The organism is Vibrio sp. 1CM23M (genome assembly GCF_023161755.1).
Taxonomy (GTDB): domain Bacteria; phylum Pseudomonadota; class Gammaproteobacteria; order Enterobacterales; family Vibrionaceae; genus Vibrio; species Vibrio coralliirubri.
Map to the genome: position 1 here is coordinate 1 of NZ_JALNTR010000023.1, position 2,620 is coordinate 2,620.

The following is a 2,620-nucleotide window of genomic DNA, read 5'->3' on the forward strand; positions in this document are numbered from 1 at the left end:
TTCCCCTTTAGTTCAGTTGGTAGAACGGCGGACTGTTAATCCGTATGTCGCAAGTTCAAGTCTTGCAAGGGGAGCCACATTCAAGAAAGCCAAGTCGAAAGACTTGGCTTTTTTTCGTTTAAACAAAAGCAAGCTCTATTCAATATACTCATCTACTCTACTCTTAATCAGTCTCGATAAATTGAGTTATCTCCTTCTAGTACTCTTACTACAGCAGCAGATTCTAAGTTCTATAAAGAGTCCCCCACTTCGACAGAACAATTCACCCCAAAGTTCATGACACGCTAATCTTCACATTAAAACAAACAGAACCAAGTTCTGTTACTTTTTTTTCTTCGAAAATTTAACCTCTATCATATTTTGATGTCTTTCTAATATCTGCCTTACACCACTTAGATTAAGATTCGATGAATTATACCTAATACTAATTATTGAATCGCTGCGCGGGGAAATATGAAACTAAAAACGCAAGCTTACTTATTATCGGGCATCATCTTGATCGCCCTGCTAGCACTGACTGCTACTGGTTTATGGACATTGAGAGTCGCGAGCAACATGGACAACAAAGCTCGCGTGACCGAGCTATTTAAGAGTGCATACAGCATCCTTACTGAAGTCGAAAAAATGGCGATTGATGGCACTCTAGAAGAAGAGCAAGCTAAGCAACTAGCTACTCGTCTTCTACGTAACAACATCTATAAAGATAATGAATATGTTTACGTAGCCGATGAGAACATGACGTTTGTCGCGACACCATTAGATCCTCAACTACACGGAACCAGCTTTAACGACTTTAAAGATGGCAACGGGAATAGTGTTGGTCAGCTAATCCAAAGAGTACTTGGTAATCGTACTGGGCAAATCATTGAGTACACCTGGACACAAAAACTGCCAGATGGAACGATTGAAGAGAAACTGTCTATAGCAGAAAAAACACCACATTGGGGCTGGGTTGTCGGCACAGGTATCGGGTTCAATGAAGTTAACGCTCGTTTCTGGTCTACCGCTCAATGGCAGCTGTTCCTTTGTGTCGTGATTGCTGGTCTTATTCTATCGAGCCTAATTGTATCTATTAAACGCATGCTAGCGCTTCTTGGTGGCGAACCTAAAGATGTAAGAGAAGCTGTACAAGCCGTAGCACAAGGTCGAATTCAAACCTCTTTCGAAACTCAGGCGACAGACGGCAGTATTTACCACGCCGTACAACAAATGAGTAAGTCACTGGCTGAGTTGGTATCAAACCTGGACGCTTCAATGCTGGCATTAAGGGGAGAACTGCAGCGCGTAGAAGACCGTGCTGGGTCAATTGCTCAACTAACAGAGACCCAACAGCAATCAACAGAGATGATTGCGACAGCAATGACCGAGATGGCCTCTTCAGCCAATAACGTTGCTGATTCAGCTAGCGATACCGCCCGCAACACCGACGAGGCCGATAAACAGAGCCAGCATACCCAACAACTGATTCACAACACAGTAGACAACATCCAAGGCCTAGCAGGCCAACTAGGCACAGCAAGCGAAGCTGTCGCTAACCTAGATAACGATGTAAACAACATTGCGAAAGTATTAGATGTGATTGGTGATATAGCGGAGCAAACTAACCTGTTGGCACTTAACGCAGCCATTGAAGCAGCTCGAGCTGGCGAACAAGGCCGTGGATTTGCGGTTGTAGCAGATGAGGTTCGTAACCTTGCAGGTCGAACACAATCAAGCACCAAAGAAATTCAGTTAATGATTAATAACCTTCAAGACGGATCTCGCAACGCAATTCAAACTATGGAAGTTTGTGCCGCGACCAGTGAAAGCACCGTAACAGAGTCTCAAAACGCCTCTGAAGCACTACAACAGATTGTTGTCGCATTAGAGTCGATTTCATCAATGAGTCATCAAATCGCAACAGCGGCCGCTGAGCAGACTCAGGTGAGCGATGATATATCGAAGCGTATCAACATGATCGAAGAGAGCGGCAACCAACTGAGCAATGTCGTGACAGAAAGTCATAACAGTACCCAAACTCTCGCCTCCCTTTCTAATGAATTAGAAGCTTGGGTTAATAGGTTTGAAGTAAAACACTAAACTCTCTAGAAATTTTTTAAATAAAAAAGCACGTTTTCATACGTGCTTTTTTTATTTCGGCGCCCATTCAGTGTAGTTAACCGTAGTTTTACTATCTATTAGGGCATGCTAGACCTAGGTTTTTCACCCCAAATGAGCAAAAACAACCCACTAAGTATAGAAAAACATCAAACGATACTTTTTTTGCAATTTAATGTTGACCCAGAACGCGAAAACACGTTTAATACACCTCGTCGCCCGGATAGCTCAGTCGGTAGAGCAGAGGATTGAAAATCCTCGTGTCGGTGGTTCGATTCCGCCTCCGGGCACCACAATTTATTTGTTGGTGTCCTAGACAACAACAGTAAAGCACAAAGAAATATTATGTGCCGACTTAGCTCAGTAGGTAGAGCAACTGACTTGTAATCAGTAGGTCACCAGTTCGACTCCGGTAGTCGGCACCATTTCTTTAAAGCTTTAAGAATAATTCCCCTTTAGTTCAGTTGGTAGAACGGCGGACTGTTAATCCGTATGTCGCAAGTTCAAGTCTTGCAAGGGGAGC

General features: G+C 43.5%; 1 protein-coding gene and 4 tRNA genes. All 5 read left to right on the top strand.

The genetic code is table 11. The features are described from left to right. Position 1: 1 nt before the first annotated feature. The 5 genes from MSG35_RS23940 (at position 2) to MSG35_RS23960 (ending at position 2,619) form a co-directional block, all read left to right on the top strand. Positions 2-77 (top strand) — tRNA-Asn (locus tag MSG35_RS23940). Between the two features lie 376 nt (positions 78-453). Continuing rightward, on the top strand, positions 454-2,079 hold the full coding sequence (locus tag MSG35_RS23945; RefSeq protein ID WP_061018839.1) for a methyl-accepting chemotaxis protein: 1,626 nt from the start codon (positions 454-456) through the stop codon (positions 2,077-2,079). A gap of 235 nt (positions 2,080-2,314) precedes the next feature. Continuing rightward, positions 2,315-2,390 (top strand) — tRNA-Phe (locus MSG35_RS23950). 56 nt (positions 2,391-2,446) lie between these two features. Next, a tRNA-Thr gene (locus MSG35_RS23955) sits at positions 2,447-2,522 on the top strand. Positions 2,523-2,546: 24 nt separating this feature from the next. Further along, positions 2,547-2,619 (top strand) — tRNA-Asn (locus MSG35_RS23960). Position 2,620 lies beyond the last annotated feature (1 nt).

What these genes read in the sequence shown, in the direction of transcription:
- MSG35_RS23945 (WP_061018839.1), top strand. Translation starts at nt 454, where the DNA reads ATGAAACTAAAAACGCAAGCTTACTTATTATCGGGCATCATCTTGATC.